The sequence below is a fragment of the Pseudomonas lyxosi genome, from assembly GCF_047758685.1.
Classification (GTDB): Bacteria; Pseudomonadota; Gammaproteobacteria; order Pseudomonadales; family Pseudomonadaceae; genus Aquipseudomonas; species Aquipseudomonas lyxosi.
Genome location: NZ_CP180481.1, coordinates 6,176,942 through 6,196,334, shown reverse-complemented (window position 1 = coordinate 6,196,334; position 19,393 = coordinate 6,176,942). Strand labels below are relative to the sequence as shown.

Annotated in this window: 14 protein-coding genes, 1 other RNA gene and 2 pseudogenes; 13 read left to right on the top strand and 4 right to left on the bottom strand. The window is 55.8% G+C overall.

Annotation, left to right across the window (positions count from 1 at the left end):
- Window positions 1–13: 13 nt before the first annotated feature.
- The 11 genes from ACMXYI_RS28445 to ACMXYI_RS28395 all read left to right on the top strand — a co-directional run bounded on the left by ACMXYI_RS28445 (window position 14) and on the right by ACMXYI_RS28395 (window position 12,447).
- On the top strand, window positions 14–673 hold the full coding sequence (locus ACMXYI_RS28445; RefSeq protein WP_046053172.1) for a GntR family transcriptional regulator: 660 nt from the start codon (window positions 14–16) through the stop codon (window positions 671–673).
- Between the two features lie 2 nt (window positions 674–675).
- Window positions 676–4,164 (top strand): chromosome segregation protein SMC, encoded by a 3,489-nt coding sequence (smc, locus tag ACMXYI_RS28440; protein ID WP_415770328.1) that lies wholly within the window; start codon window positions 676–678, stop codon window positions 4,162–4,164.
- Window positions 4,165–4,422: 258 nt separating this feature from the next.
- Complete coding sequence (gene zipA / locus ACMXYI_RS28435; protein ID WP_415770326.1) at window positions 4,423–5,277, top strand: cell division protein ZipA; 855 nt, start codon at window positions 4,423–4,425, stop codon at window positions 5,275–5,277.
- Window positions 5,278–5,368: 91 nt separating this feature from the next.
- The gene (gene ligA / locus ACMXYI_RS28430) at window positions 5,369–7,726 is read left to right on the top strand and encodes an NAD-dependent DNA ligase LigA (RefSeq protein ID WP_415770324.1); all 2,358 of its coding nucleotides are present in this window, start codon (window positions 5,369–5,371) and stop codon (window positions 7,724–7,726) included.
- Between the two features lie 81 nt (window positions 7,727–7,807).
- Window positions 7,808–8,974: a zinc-binding metallopeptidase family protein gene (locus ACMXYI_RS28425; protein WP_415770322.1), complete on the top strand. Its 1,167-nt coding sequence runs from the start codon at window positions 7,808–7,810 to the stop codon at window positions 8,972–8,974.
- Between the two features lie 111 nt (window positions 8,975–9,085).
- Window positions 9,086–9,182: signal recognition particle sRNA small type (gene ffs / locus ACMXYI_RS28420), an RNA gene on the top strand.
- A gap of 272 nt (window positions 9,183–9,454) precedes the next feature.
- A complete protein-coding gene (locus ACMXYI_RS28415; RefSeq protein ID WP_415770321.1) occupies window positions 9,455–9,763 on the top strand; it encodes a hypothetical protein in 309 nt (102 codons plus the stop codon).
- A gap of 85 nt (window positions 9,764–9,848) precedes the next feature.
- Entirely contained in the window at window positions 9,849–10,445 is a 597-nt protein-coding gene (locus tag ACMXYI_RS28410; protein ID WP_415770320.1) for a hypothetical protein, read from the top strand.
- Between the two features lie 101 nt (window positions 10,446–10,546).
- Window positions 10,547–10,978 (top strand): hypothetical protein, encoded by a 432-nt coding sequence (locus ACMXYI_RS28405; RefSeq protein ID WP_415770318.1) that lies wholly within the window; start codon window positions 10,547–10,549, stop codon window positions 10,976–10,978.
- A 226-nt stretch (window positions 10,979–11,204) separates the two neighbouring features.
- On the top strand, window positions 11,205–11,729 hold the full coding sequence (locus ACMXYI_RS28400) for a hypothetical protein (protein ID WP_415770316.1): 525 nt from the start codon (window positions 11,205–11,207) through the stop codon (window positions 11,727–11,729).
- Window positions 11,730–11,751: 22 nt separating this feature from the next.
- Complete coding sequence (locus ACMXYI_RS28395) at window positions 11,752–12,447, top strand: hypothetical protein (RefSeq protein WP_415770315.1); 696 nt, start codon at window positions 11,752–11,754, stop codon at window positions 12,445–12,447.
- Window positions 12,448–12,511: 64 nt separating this feature from the next.
- Here the strand turns inward: ACMXYI_RS28395 and ACMXYI_RS28390 are convergent, their stop codons facing one another.
- The 3 genes from ACMXYI_RS28390 to ACMXYI_RS28380 form a co-directional block, all read right to left on the bottom strand.
- Window positions 12,512–12,730: a hypothetical protein gene (locus tag ACMXYI_RS28390; RefSeq protein ID WP_415770313.1), complete on the bottom strand. Its 219-nt coding sequence runs from the start codon at window positions 12,728–12,730 to the stop codon at window positions 12,512–12,514.
- A gap of 304 nt (window positions 12,731–13,034) precedes the next feature.
- Window positions 13,035–13,580, bottom strand: coding sequence for a DUF2867 domain-containing protein (locus ACMXYI_RS28385; protein WP_347806450.1), 546 nt, complete (start codon window positions 13,578–13,580; stop codon window positions 13,035–13,037).
- Window positions 13,581–14,118: 538 nt separating this feature from the next.
- Window positions 14,119–15,555, bottom strand: a complete 1,437-nt coding sequence (locus ACMXYI_RS28380) for an IS1182 family transposase (RefSeq protein ID WP_415770312.1) — start codon at window positions 15,553–15,555, stop codon at window positions 14,119–14,121.
- Window positions 15,556–17,501: 1,946 nt separating this feature from the next.
- Between ACMXYI_RS28380 and ACMXYI_RS28375 the strand changes: the two genes are divergently transcribed.
- Together ACMXYI_RS28375 and ACMXYI_RS28370 are read left to right on the top strand one after the other, a co-directional pair.
- On the top strand, window positions 17,502–18,293 hold the full coding sequence (locus ACMXYI_RS28375; RefSeq protein WP_415770310.1) for a hypothetical protein: 792 nt from the start codon (window positions 17,502–17,504) through the stop codon (window positions 18,291–18,293).
- Between the two features lie 158 nt (window positions 18,294–18,451).
- Window positions 18,452–18,580 (top strand): annotated as a pseudogene (locus tag ACMXYI_RS28370) (transposase); the annotation flags it as partial.
- A 21-nt stretch (window positions 18,581–18,601) separates the two neighbouring features.
- Here the strand turns inward: ACMXYI_RS28370 and ACMXYI_RS28365 are convergent.
- Window positions 18,602–19,241: pseudogene (locus tag ACMXYI_RS28365) on the bottom strand (transposase); the annotation flags it as partial.
- Window positions 19,242–19,393: the final 152 nt, after the last annotated feature.

Here is a 19,393-nt window from a genome sequence, read left to right as displayed (position 1 = left end):
TGAAGGGACAACCATGACGTTCAAGGCGCCGGACAGCCTCGCCGAGCAAATTGCTCACCACCTCGCCGAACGCATCATTCGTGGCGAAATGAAGCCCGGGGAGCGCATCCAGGAACAGAAGGTCACGCTGGCCCTCAATGTCAGCCGCGGTTCGGTTCGTGAAGCCTTGCTGATCCTCGAGCGTCGCCACCTGATCGCGATCCTGCCGCGACGCGGCGCCCACGTGACCGAGCTCACGGTCCACAAGGTCCAGAGCCTGTGCACGCTGATGAGCGAGCTTTACATCCTGCTGGGCAATGCAGTGGCCAGCGGCTGGAAAGTCCAGGCCGACATGGCGCCGTTCGTGCAAATCCAGCAGCGTCTGACCGCCAGCTACGAGCGCCAGGACATTCGCACCTTTGTCGACGACAGCTTCAGTGTGATGCGCGCCGCGTATCCGTTCGCCAACAACCCGTACTTGCAGGAAACCGTCGAGAATCTGCAGCCGGCCATGAGCCGCGCGTATTTCCTCGCCCTGGAACAGCGCAAGGCCTCGATGAGCGAGTTCCTCGAACTGTTCGAACGCTTGCTCGCCGCCGTGCTGGCCCGTGATTTTCCGCAGATCCGCATCGTGCTGACGGCGTATGCCCAGCGCAGCAGTGATCTGGTGGTTTCTGCCCTGACGGACGCTTAAGCGTGCGGCTAAAGTGCATCAAGCTGGCGGGGTTCAAATCCTTCGTCGACCCGACCACGGTGAACTTCCCCAGTAACATGGCGGCGGTGGTCGGGCCCAATGGTTGCGGCAAGTCGAACATCATCGACGCCGTTCGCTGGGTGATGGGCGAGAGTTCGGCCAAGAACCTGCGCGGCGAGTCGATGACCGACGTCATCTTCAACGGCTCGACCAGCCGTAAACCGGTGAGCCAGGCCAGCATCGAGCTGGTGTTCGATAACTCCGACGGCACCCTGCTCGGCGAATACGCGGCCTATGCGGAAATTTCCATTCGCCGCAAAGTGACCCGCGACAGCCAGACCACTTACTACCTCAACGGCACCAAATGCCGCCGCCGCGATATCACCGACATCTTTCTGGGTACAGGCCTGGGCCCGCGCAGCTACTCGATTATCGAGCAGGGGATGATCTCCAAGCTGATCGAGTCCAAGCCCGAAGACCTGCGCAATTTCATCGAAGAAGCCGCCGGTATTTCCAAGTACAAGGAACGTCGACGCGAGACCGAAAACCGCATCCGCCGCACCCACGAAAACCTGGCCCGTCTGACCGACCTGCGCGAAGAGCTCGAGCGTCAACTTGAACGCTTGTACCGCCAGGCCGAGGCCGCCAAGAAGTATCAGGAATACAAGGGCGAGGAGCGTCAGCTCAAGGCCCAACTGTCGGCCCTGCGCTGGCAGGCGTTGAATGAACAGGTCGGTCAGCGCGAAGCGATCATCGGCAATCAGGAAGTCACCTTCGAAGCGCTGGTGGCCGAGCAGCGCAATGCTGATGCGGCTATCGAACGCTTGCGGGACGGGCACCACGACCTGTCCGAGCGCTTCAATCTGGTGCAGGGGCGCTTCTATTCGGTCGGCGGCGACATTGCCCGGGTCGAGCAGAGCATCCAGCACGGTCAACAGCGTTTGCGCCAATTGCAGGACGACCTGAAAGAGGCCGAGCGCGCGCGTCTGGAAACCGAGTCTCACCTGGGTCATGACCGCACCTTGCTCCTGACCCTGGGCGAAGAGCTGGACATGCTCACCCCTGAACAGGAAGTCACCAGCGCCGCCGCCGAAGAAGCTGCCGCCGCGCTGGAAGAATCCGAAACCACCATGCATGCCTGGCAAGAGCAGTGGGACACCTTCAACCTGACGGCCGCCGAACCGCGTCGCCAATCCGAAGTTCAGCAGTCGCGGATCCAGCAGCTGGAAACCAGCATGGAGCGCCTGGCCGATCGTCAGAAGCGTCTTAACGAAGAGCGCGCGTTGCTCTCGGCAGACCCGGAAGACGCGGCGATCATGGAACTCAGCGAGCAATTGGCCGCGAGTGAAGCGACCCTCGAAGATTTGCAGGCCAGTGAAGAAGCCCAGGTCGAACGCCTCGAGCAACTGCGTCAGGAATTGCAATTAGCACTGCAAAATCAGCAGCAGGCCCAGGGCGATTTGCAGCGTCTGAACGGTCGCCTCGCCTCCCTTGAAGCTTTGCAGCAAGCCGCACTCGATCCGGGCACCGGCACTGCCGAATGGCTGCGCGAACAACATTTGGCGGACCGTCCGCGTCTGGCCGAAGGTCTTAAAGTCGAAGCCGGTTGGGAGCTGGCGGTGGAAACCGTGCTCGGCGCCGACCTGCAAGCGGTGCTGGTGGATGATTTCGGCGATTTCGATCTGGCCGGTTTTGCCCAGGGCGATTTGCGTTTGCTCAGCCCGGCCACTGATGGCGTGCGCGTGCCCGGAAGCTTGCTCGACAAGGTCGAAGCGCGGATCGATCTGGCGCCATGGTTGGGGCAGGTTAAACCGGTCGACAGCCTCGAACAGGCGTTGGCCCTGCGCGGTCAATTGGCGGCCGGCGAAAGTCTGATCAGCCGCGACGGTTACTGGGTTGGTCGGCACTTCTTGCGCGTACGCCGGGCCAGCGAAGCGGAAAGCGGTGTGCTGGCTCGTGGCCAGGAAATCCAGCGTCTGGGCCTTGAACGCGAAGAGCGCGAAGCCACGGTCGAAACCCTGGAAACCCAATTACAAAACCTGCGGGCGCAACAGCGTCAACAGGAAAACGGTCGCGAACATTTGCGCCGTCTGCTGCAAGACGAAGCGCGTCAGCAAGGTGAGTTGAAAGCCCAGTTGTCCGCCGGCAAAGCCAAGGCCGAACAACTGACCTTGCGCCGTACTCGCCTGGATGAAGAACTCACCGAGCTGGCTGAGCAACGCGCTCTGGAACATGAAAATATCGGCGAGGCGCGTCTGCAATTGCAGGAAGCCCTCGACAGCATGGCGCTGGACACCGAGCAACGTGAGTTGCTGCTGGCCCAGCGCGACAGCTTGCGCGAGCGACTTGATCGGGTGCGGCAGGAAGCCCGGCAACACAAGGATCACGCGCATCAGCTGGCGGTGCGTCTGGGTTCGCTCAAGGCCCAGCACGATTCCACTCGTCAGGCGCTGGAACGTCTGGAAATGCAGTCCGAGCGCCTGACCGAGAAGCGCGAACAGCTCAGCCTCAACCTGGAGGAGGGCGAGGCGCCGCTGGAAGAGTTGCGCCTCAAACTCGAAGAGTTGCTCGACAAGCGCATGACCGTTGACGAAGAACTCAAGACTGCGCAGATCGCTCTGGAAGACGCTGACCGTGAATTGCGCGACGCGGAAAAACGTCGCAGTCAGGCCGAACAGCAATCCCAGTTGATTCGCGGCCAGATGGAAACGCAGCGGATGGAATGGCAAGCCCTGACCGTGCGCCGCAAGGCGCTCGAAGATCAGTTGCTGGAAGACGGCTACGATCTCCACGGCGTACTCGCCACGCTGGTGGCCGAGGCCAACGAGAAAGACGCCGAAGAAGAACTCGAACGCATTGCCGCGCGGATTCAGCGCCTCGGTGCGATCAACCTGGCGGCCATCGACGAATACCAGCAACAATCCGAGCGTAAACGTTATCTGGATGCGCAGAACGACGATTTGGTCGAGGCGCTGGATACGCTCGAAAACGTGATTCGCAAGATCGACAAGGAAACCCGAAACCGCTTCAAAGATACCTTTGATCAGATCAATGGCGGTTTACAGGCCCTTTTCCCAAAAGTTTTCGGTGGAGGACGCGCCTATTTGGAACTGACGGGCGAAGATCTACTCGATACAGGGGTAACGATCATGGCGCAGCCGCCAGGAAAGAAGAACAGCACCATCCATTTGCTCTCCGGTGGCGAAAAAGCCCTGACTGCCTTGGCCCTGGTTTTTGCCATCTTCAAGTTGAATCCGGCGCCGTTCTGCATGCTCGATGAAGTTGACGCGCCATTGGATGACGCTAACGTTGGACGCTACGCACGGCTGGTCAAAGAAATGTCGCAGACGGTGCAGTTCATCTATATCACCCACAACAAGATCGCCATGGAAATGGCCGAGCAACTGATGGGGGTGACGATGCACGAGCCGGGTTGTTCGCGTCTGGTGGCAGTGGATGTCGAGGAGGCGATGGCGATGGTGGATGCCTGAGTCGGCGCTTGTAGGAGAGGTATTTTTGAGTTGTAGGACTTATTTACCTACCCTGACTTGCTGGCCAATCGACATATTCGCGCAAGCCGTTGTGACAGACGGTGTAAAGTTGCCTTTGGTCGTGCTAGTTTAATGTCAATTTTTCGTATACGTGGGCAAAACGCCTGTCAGAACATAGAGTTGGCGCCACGTTTTAAAGCGGTTTACGAGTTGTAAACCTCTTATTTTTCAGCATTTTTTATAGAGGCACGGGATTACATGGAAATCGGTCTGCGCGAGTGGCTGATCGTCATCGGCATTATTGTCATTGCCGGTATTCTTTTCGATGGCTGGCGTCGCATGCGCGGCGGCAAGGGGAAACTGAAATTCCGTCTCGACCGAAGTTTGTCCAATTTGCCGGACGAGGACACCAGCGCCGAGCTGTTGGGCCCGCCCCGCGTGCTGGATACGCATAAAGAACCGCAACTGGACGAGCACGATCTGCCGTCGGTGAGCATGCCTGCTCGTGAGCAGCGTGAGTCGGGTTCCAAGCGCGGCAAGCGTGGTCATGGCGAGCCTTCGCAAGGCGACATGAACCTCAGTCTGGACCTGGACGGCGGCCCGAGCTTCAGCAGCCGTGACGACGATTTCCCGGATGACACCAAGGCTTCGAGTTCGGCCAGCGACAAGGAACAACCACAAGCCGAAGAAGTGCTGGTGATCAGCGTGATCTGCCGCGACGCTGCCGGCTTCAAAGGCCCGGCGCTGTTGCAGAACATTCTGGAAAGCGGTCTGCGTTTTGGTGAGATGGACATCTTCCACCGCCACGAAAGCATGGCTGGCAACGGCGAAGTCCTGTTCTCGATGGCCAATGCAGTCAAGCCGGGCGTTTTCGATCTGGACGACATCGACCACTTCAGCACGCCGGCAGTGAGCTTCTTCCTCGGTCTGCCAGGCCCACGTCATCCGAAGCAAGCCTTCGACGTGATGGTGGCCGCGGCGCGCAAACTGTCTCAGGAGCTGAACGGCGAACTGAAAGACGACCAGCGCAGCGTGCTGACTGCCCAGACGATTGAGCATTACCGTCAGCGCATCGTTGAATTCGAACGTCGCGCCTTGACCCAGAAGCGTTGATTCAAAAGGTTGTTCCCGCGCCGCGCGCGGGACGATCAGCAAAATAGATTGAGCAGCCTCGGCTGCTCTTTTGCTTTATGAGAGAACACCCATGACCGCCGCCAAAAACCGCATTCTAGAGCTGCGCGCTGAGCTGGATCAGCACAACTATCGCTACCACGTGCTGGACGAGCCGAGCATTCCGGACGCCGAATACGATCGGTTGTTCAATGAGCTCAAGGCCCTCGAAGCGGCCAATCCCGAACTGATCACCAGCGACTCGCCAACCCAGCGCGTCGGCAGTGCGGCGCTGTCGGCGTTCACTCAGGTGCGTCACGAAGTGCCGATGCTCAGCCTCGGCAACGCCTTCGAAGAAACCGACATGCGCGAGTTCGATCGTCGGGTGACTGAAGGTCTCGACCTGCCGGTCGGCGACTTGTTTGGCGGCGGCGCGGCGGTGGAATACAGCTGCGAACCCAAGCTCGATGGCCTGGCGGTCAGCTTGCTGTATCAGGACGGCGTGCTGGTGCGCGGCGCGACTCGCGGCGACGGCACCACCGGCGAAGACATCAGCGTCAACGTGCGTACCGTGCGCAACATCCCGCTCAAGCTGCACGGAACTGGTTGGCCGGCGACCCTGGAAGTACGCGGCGAAGTGTTCATGTCCAAGGCCGGATTCGAACGCCTCAACGCCACGCAGCTGGAAGTTGGCGGCAAGACCTTCGCCAATCCGCGCAACGCGGCGGCCGGCAGCTTGCGCCAGCTCGATTCGAAGATCACGGCCAACCGTCCGCTGGAGTTCTGCTGCTATGGCATCGGTCAGATTTCGGCCGATATTGCTGATACGCACATTGGCAATCTGCAGCAACTCAAAGCCTGGGGTATGCCGATCAGTCATGAGTTGAAACTGGCTCAGGGCATTGATGAATGCCTGGACTATTACCGCGACATCGGTGAGCGCCGAAATTCGCTGCCCTACGAAATTGACGGCGTGGTGTTCAAGGTCAACAGCATTGCCTCTCAGCGTGAGCTGGGCTTTCGTGCTCGTGAACCGCGCTGGGCGATCGCGCACAAATTCCCAGCGATGGAAGAACTCACTGAATTGCTCGACGTGGAATTCCAGGTTGGTCGTACCGGCGCGGTGACGCCCGTGGCGCGCTTGAAACCGGTCAAGGTGGCCGGTGTCACCGTAGCCAACGCAACGCTGCACAACATGGACGAAGTGGCGCGTCTGGGCCTGATGATTGGCGACACCGTGATCATCCGCCGCGCTGGCGATGTAATTCCGCAGGTGGTGCAGGTGGTCATGGAGCGTCGCCCGGAAACCGCGCGAGCCGTGCAGATTCCCGAGAAGTGCCCGGTCTGCGGCTCGCATGTCGAGCGCACGCAACTGGTCAAACGCAGCAAAGGTCGCGAGACCGTCAGTGAAGGTGCGGTTTACCGCTGCGTTGGTCGTCTGGCCTGCGGTGCGCAACTCAAGCAGGCAATCATTCACTTCGTCTCCCGTCGCGCCATGGACATCGAAGGCCTGGGAGAGAAGAGCGTCGAGCAACTGGTGGATGAAGGTCTGGTAAATTCGCCGGCCGATCTTTACGCCCTGACGTTCGAGCAAATCGTCGATCTGGAAGGCTTTGCCGAACTGTCGAGCAAGAACTTGCTCAGCGCCATCGAAGACAGCAAGCAGCCGAGCCTGGCACGCTTCATCTACGCCCTCGGGATTCCCGATGTCGGCGAAGAGACGGCCAAGGTGCTGGCGCGTTCTCTCGGCTCGCTGGAGCGGGTTCAGCAGGCATTGCCGCAAGTGCTCACGTATTTGCCGGACGTTGGTCTGGAAGTGGCTCACGAGATTCACAGCTTCTTTGAAGATGCGCATAACCAGCAGGTGATCAAAGACCTGCTCAAGCACGGTATGCAGATTCAGGATCAGGGTGAGCTTGGCGCCGAGTTTGCTGCCAGCACTACGTTGGGTGGCTTCCTCGACAAGTTGCACATTCCTTCGGTGGGGCCGGGTGGGGCGCAGAAACTGGCGGACAAGTTTGGTTCGCTTGAAGGGGTTTTCAGCGCCGACTGGCTGGATATGCGTCAGGCGCTGCCGGAAAAACAGGCCACTTCGGTTCGGGAGTTCTTTGCAGTTGCGCAAAATCGCCAAATTGCTGAAGCCGCCGAGAAACAGCTGCGCGATTTCGGCATGCACTGGCAGAGCGAGAAGAAAGTCGTTGAAGGCTTGCCGCTGGCCGGGCAGACCTGGGTGCTGACCGGTTCGCTGGAGTTGATGAGCCGCGACATCGCCAAGGACAAACTTGAAAGCCTCGGTGCCAAGGTGGCGGGCTCGGTGTCGGCCAAGACTCATTGTGTGGTCGCCGGGCCGGGTGCCGGCTCGAAGTTGGCGAAGGCCAATGAGCTTGGGTTGAAGGTTCTCGATGAAGAAGCGTTTGTCGAGTTTCTCAAGAAGCACGGTATTTCTGTTTAGTCGAACGTTCCCACGCAGAGTGTGGGAACGATCTCCGCACGGGAATGATCTAGTCTTGGCAAGCCCCAGGGAGAGATCGCCATGTACCGCTTCTTCGAACAGCTCAGTACACGCATCGCCGCGCCCTTCATGGGCGAAAGCTCGCGCAACAGCAAGGTCTGGCAGTGCCGGTGCGGGCAGTCGCTGTTTTTTCGCAACAGCCAGTGCCTGGCGTGTTCGGCGGCGTTGGGGTATCAACCGGAGCAGAGCCGTTTATCGTCGCTGCAGCCCGGCTTGCAGGCTGATACCTGGTTACTCGACGCCGATCCCGAGGCCGGCGTATTCCGCCGCTGCGCCAACCTCGATTCCCCGGCCGCGTGCAATTGGCTGCTCCCCGCCAATGACCACGATGCGCTATGCATCGCCTGTAGCCTGAACCACACCATCCCCGACCTTTCGATTGTCGAAAACCACGAACGCTGGCGCAAGGTCGAAACGGCCAAGCGGCGTCTGGTCGCGCAGTTGGTCAGCCTGGGTTTGCAGGTGATTCCCAAAGCCGTGGACAAAGAGACGGGGCTGGCCTTTGATTTCATCGGTGTCGACCTCGAAGGCAAACCGCCAACCACTGGTCACGCCAATGGTCTGATCACCCTCGATATCAAAGAAGCCGACGACGCTCATCGCGAGCAGCTTCGGGTGCAGATGCACGAACCTTACCGCACGCTGCTCGGGCATTTTCGGCATGAAGTCGGGCATTACTACTGGGATCGGCTGATCGCCAACAGCCATTGGCTGGAACCGTTCCGCGGCCTGTTCGGCGACGAGCGCACCAGCTACGCCGACGCCCTCGAGCAGCATTACCAGCAAGGCGCGCCGCTCGACTGGCAGCAACATTACGTCAGCGCCTACGCGACCATGCACCCGTGGGAGGACTGGGCCGAAACCTGGGCTCACTACCTGCACATGATGGATGCGGTGGATACGGCGTTGGGGTTCGGCATGAGTGCGCGGGAAATGGACTTCGACTATCAGCCGTTTCCCCCAAGCACCCTCTACGATCCACAGCATCCCGGCGGCGCGGCGTTCCTGTCGTTCGTCAATGCGTGGATCGAACTGGCCGGCATGCTGAATGAACTGTCACGCAGCATGGGGCAGCCTGATTTCTATCCGTTCGTCCTGCCGCCGGCAGTAATCGCCAAGCTGCACTTCATCCACCTGGTGATCCAGCAAGAGGGCGGCCGGGCGGATGAGGTGTTGCAGGCGCAGTAGCAAGTGCTTGAGCCCTCTCATATTTTTTAATCCGCCCGAACGGTTGTAACTTCGTCTCAGATAGGTACAATGGCGCGGCTCGCCGTCAGGCGGGCGTCGTTATGGTGACCCCATCGGTCCCCCCGCAACGATTACCCGTGAACCTGGTCAGATCCGGAAGGAAGCAGCCACAGCGGGAACATTGTGTGCCGGGGTGTGGCTGGTGGGGTTGCCTCCTATCTCTAAGTCCTTGATTTTACAAGGATTTATCAGTCAAAAAACTCGAAGTGTGACAGCGTTTAGGTACACCCAAGTGGTGCACCTTGAGCGGCATATTATCGTGTCTGCAATACCCACTCCAGTGACTCAGTAGAGCGTCCTGCTCATCCATCGCATTTTCTTTTCCCATAACTTGATCCTCATCACCACCTGTCATCTCTCGCTTGAGCGACCGCTTGCGAATCGGTACTGTACGCATATACAGTAATTGGTGTGTGCGTGATGGAAGACGATTTGATCGACGATTCTGGGTTTGAGCTTGGATTGCCTTCACACGTGGAAATGCTCCAGCACTACTGCTCGGTGCTGGAAGCTGAGTTGGACACAACACGTCAGGATCTACGCAGGGCCCATAAGACCATTGCCGGGTTGATCGTGATGTACCGTGACGGATCGAAGGAGCTTGCCGCCCTGAAGATCGAACACGAACGGCTGAGGAGGACACTGAGTGATATGTATCGGCGTGAGCGTGAGCAAGAAACATCGCGGATGGGCTACGCATATGGTGATCACACCAAAGGCAAGACCTAGTTCCAGGGCAGCCGAGTGACTTGATGGCACGCGTTCCACTGAGTCGGTAAGCTCTGGTGACTACGACTCCAGCGAAGAATGTGACATGACAAAACGTCAGGTGCAGAAGACCGCCAAGAAGATCATCAACATCCATAACGATATTGCCAACACTGCACATCACCTCAAGACTCGTATCGAGGAAATGGAAGCAGTGGGGAGCCGGCATGGGATCTCACTCGACATTACTGCCTGTCTCGTCATGTTGGCGTTCTCCTTTGAATCACGGCTCAACTTCGTCGGCGAACAGAAGGTGGAGGGGTTTAAGGAAAGGCAGGTTTTCAACAAGAAAGTCGAGCTTGTGGTGGAGGCGCTGGGGTTGGAACCTGACTTTTCAGTACGTCCTTATTCGTCCATCAAGGAGCTGAAGGATTTCCGCGACACCATTGCCCACGGCAAACCCGCTGTCGCCGAGGTTAATGAGGTGGTGGATTTCCATCCGGGGACAAACTATGACGATTTTGATTTGCGGGCTAAGTGGGAAGCGTCTCTGACCATCGGCTTCATGCGACAGTGCTCTGACGACATTGATGAAATCTGGAGCGAATGGATTGCTACCGCTGGAATCGATTTGCATCAAACACTAACTTATGGGGAGTACAGCGTTACGTTGATTGAAGAGCCGACTTCCTTCAGCGGCTAATCACCGACGCAGTGACGATTGAATATCATGTTGTATTCAGCGTGATGGCAGGCGGCCACTCCACCCCTTAACATGGACGGCTCACTCAAAAGGATTTCCGCATGAAGGTCTGGATTGGAGCTGCGGCACTGCTGGTGTTGGCCGGGTGTGCTAATCATCCACTCGATTGTTCGATGGGGGTTGCGAGGGACGACTGCCTTCCCGGTACCAATGGCTACGCGAACAGACAAGAGACCCTTAAAATCCTGGCGGCGGCTAAGGAGCTGCAATCATCTAAAGACGATGCCCAGTGCCGGTCCTATGGTGCAGCACCGGGTTCAGACGCTTACGTGAACTGTCGTGTGCAACTGGACAAGACAGCAACGGGTCAGCTCGCTCAAGCCGAGAACGAACGGCGACAGCGTATCGTGCAAATGTTGAACTCGCAGAGTCAGCAGTATCAGCAGCCACTACCGCAACCCTACACAGCGCCCAAACAAACACATTGCACTTCGATGGCTTACGGTCAGACAGTGAGCATGGACTGCTACTGAGATTACACAGCGAGACAACGAACCCGAAAGTAGGGATAGCGGCGGCGTGCGACGACTTGAAAGTACATCCGGAGGCACTTGCCTCGACGGCAGCGTCCTAACGATGCTTGCCTTCCATGCTGCAAACCTCTGAAAAAAATACTTTAAGTCGCTCTCCGCTCCATCATTACGGGCTATCTCTATAAGGAGGGGGCCATTTTCAAGCCATCGGCATCGAGTAGGCATAATGGAAAGTCTTGGAAGTCTTACACCAGGCTGGGTGTGGTCGTTGTTAGCAACGGCGCTCATTGCTTGGAAGTGGAAATGGATTTTTAAACTAGTGAAGTGGATATTCACACGTCTTATGCCACCGAAACCTTTCGATGTTTCCTATGAAGCTCGGGAGCAAGCCAGCTCTGAGTTTGGGGCGATGCAAGGCCAGGATATGCGGGGACGTGAGACTACTTTGATTCACTTCTACACCGTGGACATTCAGACTCACGATTCTCCGATAACGATTAGAAAAGTGCGGGTTCGTACGGTTTCGGGTGAAGAATTCGAAGCGTGGCACCCGGGATATCAGTTTCTGGAGCCAGCTGAAAAGATTCGCATCGAGAGTCAAGCAATCAAGTCCTTTTACATACAGGCTCCGTACAAAAAGGAGCCTGACACGGTCGCCACGATCCACGTCCAGTACAATGGCATGGTGAAAGTTATTTACCTTCTGAGTTTTTTGGCGAGGCTTAAATTAGCGTTATCTGGGCGACACTAACTGATAGGAAAAGGACGGTCCTATGTTTCGAGTGATTGTATTTTTGACTGTGGCCTTTTGGCCGGTCGCCTATGTGTATGCAGAAAGTGTTTCTCCGTGGGAACCCGGCCAAGATGTTGAACAGTTCTACACCGAGTATTGCTTGGCACCAAACCTTGAAAAGCACTTCTTTCCATCGCTTGATCCGCGACAGTTGGCAGGGCTCACTCGACTGATCTCAGAGGTCCTGTGGGCTGACTTATCGGAGGACTTGGTGGGCCGCGAAGGCGCATCAACAAAGGTTGTTGACCGACTGCGGGCTTTGGGTCGCCCCATAGCACCGGCATTCACTTCCATACTTCAGCAGGCTGCCAAAGAGCCTATGCGCAGCAAGTATGTGTATGCGTACAACACCCATATGGACCAGCGAGGTTACGCCATTGATGCGTTCGAAAAATTGGGTAAGAGCGATTCCCGGTTAGGGGCGGCAATGGTGACTGTGCTTGAGTGCCGGATCATCCGCAACGTGAAGACCACGGATTCATTCGTGACCAGTCGGGTTGAGCAGGTTAAAGCCATAAAAATCCCAAAGACCTCAACAAGCTCGGCCAAAACCAGATCCGATAGCGGTTACTCCGAACCTGACTGCAGCTGCGGCGGCGGGAATTTTTGTTATGGGCCTCGGGGCGGGCATTACTGTATTACATCAGGCGGAAATAGGGCCTATGTGAAGCATTGACAGATAACTGTGTAGTTGAAAGAAATGTAGGCACATGAAGGGAGCAGGGGGTGTTAGACGACGCCTACGACTGGCGTAGCTGCATAATGGCGTCTGTGATGGCTTGAGCATTTGTGTCCAGCGTTTCCATGGCCGCTATAGCGTTAGCTGCAACACTCCTCTCCCCATTCTCAGAGAGCCACTTCGTAATTTCTTCTATGGCAGCACCTATGGCGTGCTGGTTGTGCAGGAGCAATGTCAGTGCGTCCGCTGTGGCGATCTTGGCTTTTGAGTTATCTGGCATGGCTATTATCGTCCTTGAGTGATATGCGGGAATCCTAGATCATCTTGCCGGTGGCTGGGGCTGGTGGGTAAATTGTTTGCGTTCGACCTGACCAGTCCTTTGGACCGGATTTGACCAGCACGGCTCCTGGTTATGACCGGCAGAAGACGACCCTTTGCCGTCGGTCATGCTTCCCGGAAGCTGTCGTTCAAAGCCGAGCTAACAGGCCGCAACCTATGCCGCGCAGCGGCAGTCTTCGGTTGCGGTCCGAGTTGAGGGAAGGGTTAGACCTCAGTTGGCCGCGCATGATGATTTGGACTTTGGCTTACGCCTCCGTCGCCGACGGCCAGCCGATCCGTGCCGCACTACGAAGATTGGACTGAACGACTAAGCGATGAAACGGGGCAATGAGAAAAATATAGAGACGACCTAAGCGATTGTGGCAATGAACAACGGTCGACAGAGTCAAGTGACGTTTAGCTCCCGGCGACGACTGACCGGAACACAGAACAGAGAGCCTGAAGTCCAGGTGCTTGTCGTCTTCTCCAAGAACAACTTCAGTTGGACTTGTGCTGTAGATCTTAAAGATGCCGAGTCGGCCCGCTCCGCTCTCCGCATCCAGTGATGCGAGATGCTTAGCTGTCTTGAGGCCGAAACCGGCTACGAGCGCGTCTCGAACCGTTAAGAGGCTGCTGACCCAAGGCGCTTGGTGAGCGAAGATGAACCTCGCCAACAATTCGGGATTGGTTGACGCTCCGGTGGGAAGCTCGATCGAGTAAGCGTCGGCGAGATTCATCGATGCGTAGGCTTTAGCAATCGCCGACTCCGGAGGAAGCGACACAGATGTTGCTTGATGGTGTTCGGTTGACATGTATGCGGCCTATGGTTCGTTTCTGAGGTCTAAAATTTCAACCACATGATCTGGCATCTCCTGCGGGAGCATTTGCCTAGCACTGTAATTGGCATCTTATTGGCCATCCGCCCGAATCGGCCTTGTGCCTTCGGACCAGGACTCGCTATCGAGCGACGACTTGAGGCGATATCTGTACTTCACGAAAAAGAACCTCAGTGCTGTCATTTTTTGGCCCTAGATGAGGGTTCGAGTACGAATCACAGGAAGCGTAGCATTGAATAGCCCCTGGCTTAGTAGACGCAACCGAACGCCCCACTGATCTCCGACTCTTGTTGGTACTCGCCGGCCGCTTTTGGCCGTTTTTGGCCCGTCGCGAGAGGTAAGAAACGACCCAGGCTGTGTGAAAACGCGTTGGATACTGAGAGTTGCGAAGGTTGCCTGTGGAATCAGCGGGCGAAAGCGCGAATTGCCAAAGTCAGCTACATAGGTGTTCGTAATGCCGTTTGGGCCGCGTGAGCGGCCCAAACGGTCGCTCACGGACGATCAAGCGTGTTGATCACGCACTGATCGCTTCAAGCAACCCTGGAATACCGAAGATGCTCATCATTCGTTTGAGGTTGTAGGCGAGCACATGAAGGCTCATCTCAGTGCTCACTCTCGGCAGTGTTTTGGTCAGGAAGTGGGTACTTCCCATCCAGAACTTGAGCGTTCCAAAAGGATGTTCAACGGTCTGTCGACGAACCCTCATCATCGCTGGATCATGTTCTAGCCGAACCTGCATCGCGTCGACTACAGCCTCGTGTTCCCAGCGCTTCACCCGACGCTCCTTACCCGTCGTACATTGTTTTTGCATTGAGCAAGACTGGCAGCCCGAGAAGTAGTAACAATGCAATAACATGCCGTCTTCCATCGACGAATGCCGCCTGGTTAGTAACTGCCCCGCAGGGCATCGATACTCGTTCGACGCAATAAGATAAATGAAATCCTGCTTGCCGAATCTGCCTTCGGCTTTGCTGCCAGATGTGAGGGGTTTCGGTACGTAGGTAGTGATGCCGGCTTGCTCGCAAGCAAGGATTTCCAGACCTTTGTAATAGCCTCGGTCGGCCACCACCGTTAGCGATTCAGCCACGATTTCTTCACGCGCTTGGTTCGCCATATTGCTCAGTTGCCCACGATCATTACCAACGTTGGTCACCTCATGGGCAACGATCAGATGGTGTTTGTCGTCGACAGCTGTTTGTACGTTGTAACCAACCGTTCCGGTGCCTCGGCCGCTCGTGGCCATTGAGCGTGCATCTGGGTCTGTGAGGGAGATCTGCTGGTCTGGACTTTCGTGGAGCTGCACCTCGATTTCCTTGAGTTTCTGCATCTGCTTTTTCAGTGTTTCTATCTTTTCTTTAAGCCGCTCAGCTTTGGCCTCGGCCACTTCAGGCGTTGCCCGATCCGCCGAATCCATCGCCGCCAGATAGCGATCAATGCTCTGCTCGATCTGCTGCATGCGTGCCTTCACTTTGCCCTGAGTGAAGTTGCGGTCGCGATTATTGACGGCTTTGAATTTGCTGCCGTCGATGGCGATGATCGACTGGGAGAAGAGGTTGAGGTTGCGGCAAAGAACTACGAACTGGCGGCATACGCTGCGGATGGCTTTGCCGTTGTCTTTGCGAAAGTCGGCAATGGTTTTGAAGTCCGGAGCCAAACGCCCCGTTAGCCACATCAACTCGACGTTGCGCTCGGCCTCACGCTCAAGCCGACGGCTGGACTGAATCCGATTGAGGTAGCCGTAGATATAGATCTTCAGCAACACCGCTGGGTGGTAGGCAGGACGACCCGTTGCGGCAGGATCGACGCCCTCAAAACCAAGTGCGCCCAGGTCGAGTTCATCGACGAAAACATCGACCACGCGCACTGGATTTTCTTCGGCTACGTAATCGTCCAGACACTCCGGCAGCAACGTGACTTGCGTCCGAGCCTCACCTTCAATAAATCGCTTCATGATCGCCCCCGCTACGATCTCGACGAACAGAAGATTAGACAATTGCAGGTGTTTTCACACAGCCTGGACCCACAGCTGTCGGTCAGCAATCTTCCCAAGCCTTCCCCACTTCCCGCTCGCACTCTTCCGGGTGACAGCCATTTACCCCGACTCAACTATGAAGACAGTCCGCTCCGTCAATCGGTGACGCATTATGGTTCTGGGTAGAATCGTGAGCACTCTTGAACCAAGGGGCCGTCAGCGAGAAGAATTCCGCTGCAACAATCCAGCCCATCTCGGCCGACAAACGTTCCTGCGCGACATGCTCCCGGTAGCAACCTCCGCCAAGTTGTTCCAGCCGAGTTCGGACCCCCAGTGCCATTGAACTCATATGCACAATTTAGAGATCGCTTCTCGCTGGCAGAAACTGTCCGATTGTATATCGCCGCTCCCATCGACGTGCATCTACGGTACTTTACTTGGTCCTGATCTCGAGCGGCTATAGCTAGCGGCATAAGTGATCTACAGGCGCTATTGTCTGGACTCGCGATGCAGTTGATACGGCCTACCAGCGTTTTGGCTGCCCGTTCTAATTGCAAACATTTTGCTGCAAGCAACGGTTGCTCAGGCGCAGTAGCACATGCCTTTTGATAAAAAGCTGCCGTGAAGTCAAAAGTTTTAGGTGCTGGTCCCCCGCCTCGATAAATAGTCTCCAGGCACTGTTTACCGCCTGACTCCAGGCATATTCGGCATTTTTGTCCGTTGACGCACTTCGTAAATGGTCGAGCCTGAGTGCTAGGGCTATGAGCGAACTCTGTACCATTCAGGTTAGCCTCAAATACAACGTGCGCATCACAATTCCCTGGGCATGAAAGGCCGTCGTCATACATGGTCAGTCGAATAGACTCGGCCTGCACTTGAGGGATGAAGTATAAAAGCATCAATGACAAGAGTGTGCGTAAAAGCATGGATAGCCCTCGATGGTTTGTCCTTTTGGAGGCGTCCTATAATCCACCTAATCAAACAGGTGCAGGGCACGCATAGACTTAGCCCTGGCGGAGATTAGCTCATTGCGCTCGCTGCGCCAGGTTTTTTGTAGAGAGTACGGACCACGTCAAGCCAACCTAGATCACCATCTTGGTTAGTACCCACCGGCTCGGTTTCGCCGCTAGCTCGACAATTATTGTGGGAGGTGGAGACCGGTTCGAAGTTGCCACATGGGGCGCGAGCTTGTGTTGACAGTTATGCCATCCTGAACAAGAAACACAGTATCTGCTGACCTTGGCCACCACCCGAATTCGCCGGTTCTGCAACAAAACCAGCCACGGGGAACACCCGGATAACGCAGAAAGGATTTGATTGGAAACGGCTTTCAAGCAAGCTTGGGCACTCTTGGTACCTGCATCAGCACAGGCTGTTGCGGTCTAGTGAACTAGTTGTTCAGCAGATGAGTTCAGCATGTAAGCCTAGACCATAACCCCTGAATCCGATTATCAGCAATGCTGCACTGGGTATCCCAGCCAAAAAAGTCCTGTATCGCTGCCTAACATTTGCGGCTGCGCTTGGGTAGCTTCGAGGCAAAGATTGATTGTGCCCTTGTGAAACCATCTGCGCTGCAGCAGTCCTTTGCCGCGGACTGGAAAAGAACTTGGTGCAGCCGTTCAGTCAGTTCGGATTGGCCAATCCGATACAGGTTAAAACGGTATTTTCAACACGCATGAGGATAAATCCTCCTGAAGGGTGGGGCGTACTCGCTAATTGGTAAAAAATCGGACCTGAAATTGGCCCGGGATACCCAGTATCAGACCGGTAGATTGAAAAAATTGTTCGATCATGGCGGGCGCGTAAAGGGGTGCATTGTTCAGCATCTCCCGAGCAAGTTAGGGGGTATCTGCTATACCATTTTTAAGACGGTCTGACTCATTGGACCATGAGCAGCACTTCATCACGTCGCCGAGGGGGACATCATGGCACTTTCTAGACGTGAGATTCTTTTCGTAAGCAGTATCACCCTTATTGCCCCACGCTTAAGTCTCGCCACCAGTCCTGACTTGGCAGAAGTATCTCATGAAGATACTCAAACCAGGATAACCCCGGCCGGTCCAGCAGTGTTCAAAGACAAATTTCCTACCGACTATCAGCCGATGTGTACCATGGTAGCTACAAACGCCGAAGAATCGCTAGCGAGGAAAATACTGGACGGTGTTCCGAGCAACTGCTCCGTCATCGATGTTGCGATTTACTTTCACGATGTCGGCCAAGGCAAGTTTGGAGATGATCGTAAGCAACACATCATGGCTTGGCCTGTGCAATGGAATCAGGTGATCGTACAGTTTTTTAAGGCCACAAAATTGCAGCCGAGTGGTGTTGCGAGTGCTTGGTGTGCGACTTACATGAACTACTGCTTGATGAAAGCCGCTACCGGCAAAACTATGCCAGCAGGCGCAAGTCCACAAACCCTAATTGCTAGGGCGCTTTCCTTTAGAAACGGGGGAAAGACCACTGATTGTACAAGACCTAACGACATCGTAGTTTTCAAAAACGTCAAATCATCTGGGAATGGCCATGCGGGCTTTTTCCTAGCAGATCAAGGTGACAAAATACTAACTCTATGGGGCAATCAATTTGAAGGTATCCCTAAAGGACATACGATCAATCGCAAGACATTGCTCCAGGATGGACAACCCTTAAAATTGCACACCTACTGCACAGAAGAGCAGCTTGTCTGTTGCAGAGTGTATTTCAATGCCCGTATCTAGGTATGTCGTGTACTGATTCGCAATGAGCGAGCCCCATGAAAGACAGGACACCGTTTCCCCTTACGATTAGGGATAGGCAACCGGTTATGTTTATGAAAAATAGCAACGATAAGAGTGGGGAGCTTTTGGGTTAGGAGCGGTGGTGCTGGAGCCCAAAGCGAAAACTTGGCATGGTTACCGAAAGTTTTAAGGCAGGACAAACCGTTTCAGTGGTCGCTCGGCGTAACGGCATCAATGTCAACCAGTTGTTCCTGTCGCGCAAGCTTTACCAGGACAGCAGCCTCTAGGCGGTCAGTGCCGGTGAAGCGGTGGTGCCGGCGTCCGAGCTGAGCGATATCGCCCAACGTTCGGCGAAGCAGGCCTGAGGACGTTGCCGTCCCCACCAAGCTGTGCGCCAACCCCGACATGGCGTCGACACCACTCTAGGCCTTCATCCTGAAGTGCCACTGATTGCCTTTTTTGACCTGATGCATCTCAGGTTCGCGCTTGTGTTCTCGATTCTTGACCTAGGGCGGCGCGGCGATCAGGGCGGCATCGACAGTGGTACCTTCTTTGATCAGACCACGACTCACCAGATGCCGGTATTTCGTTTTCAAATAGCACCATCGTCAGCTGATGAGTTTCCAGCAAGCGGCGAAAACACAATAGGTAGTAGCGTCCGGTGCCGACTCGCCGCCCAAGTCGATGCCCAAAAAGCCACAAATGGCCTGGCTGTCGTAGGCAGCATCTTCGGTGCATTCATCGGAGAAACCGACACTGCTGCATGCCCTGCGTGCGCAGCAATCCCATTGCGGGGAACCTCGCTTGCTTGTGGTCTCGCATTAGAACGGCACCACCTTCGCCTCCAGTTCTGCCCAAGGCACCAACCGCTCGATATCAGCCAGGAAACGCGGTGTGTTCGCCTTTTTTCCTGCCCGTGTATCCTAGTTCGGAAGGGGGTTTTTGCATGTTGCGCAACATCGAGGAAAACGATTTTAGAAAAAATCGCCATTAGTGTTTGCAAACGCAGTTTTTTAAGCTAAACCAAAGTAATCTTTGACGCCATATTGTGACTGTTATGCTTAATTTCTTTTAATGGGTAGGAGGGCTGTTCCTATGTG